This window comes from Streptomyces sp. MS191, from assembly GCF_008042125.1.
Classification (GTDB): Bacteria; Actinomycetota; Actinomycetes; order Streptomycetales; family Streptomycetaceae; genus Streptomyces.
Genome location: NZ_RDBI01000183.1, coordinates 1 through 714, shown reverse-complemented (window position 1 = coordinate 714; position 714 = coordinate 1). Strand labels below are relative to the sequence as shown.

Here is a 714-nt window from a genome sequence, read left to right as displayed (position 1 = left end):
TCCTCGCCAGATCGGAGTGCCTGATGGTAAGTGCCCAGCTCCCCGCGGACCCTTGTATCGTCCTGGTCGGCGCGACCGGTGCGCTCGGAGCCACCGTCCTCGAACTGATCGTGGAACACCGCATGCGGCACCGGGAGATACGGCTCGTGGCCTCGGCACGGTCGGCGGGCCGGCGGATTCCGGTCGGTGGACGGGCCGAGACCGTGCACGACCTGGAGGAGTTCGACTTCGCGGGCGCCGACCTCGTCCTGTTCTGCGCGGGCGAGGAGGTGAGCCGCCGCTGGGTTCCCGTGGCGATGGCGGAGGGTGCGCTGGTCGTCGACGCCTCCGGTGCCTTCAGCTCGCACCCTGAGATCCCCCTGGTCGTCCCCTCCGTCAACGACCGCCTGCTGACGGAGCGTCCCGCGGAGGTCGTCGCGGTGCCCAGCGGCATGACCGTGCCCCTGACGGTCCTGCTGCACGCGGTGGAGCGGTGGCGGGGGGTGCGCCACGCGGTGTTGAGCACGTACGAGGCCGCCTCCGGGCTGGGGCACCAGGGGGTCGACGAACTGCTGGACGGAGCCGAGCTGACGCTGTCCGACCCGGGGGCGGAGCTCCCCGCCGACCGGTTCCGTCCCGCCCTGGCGTTCAACGTCCTGCCGGCCGTGGACCGGATTTTGGAGAACGGGGCCAGCCGTCAGGAACAGCGCCTCGTCCAGGAGGCGCGACGCGTCC

Annotated in this window: 1 protein-coding gene; it reads left to right on the top strand. The window is 72.0% G+C overall.

Translation table 11 applies throughout. The features are described from left to right. Positions 1-23 precede the first annotated feature (23 nt). On the top strand, positions 24-714 hold a 691-nt coding region (locus EAO71_RS36240; protein ID WP_261992518.1), incomplete at its 3' end, for an Asd/ArgC dimerization domain-containing protein.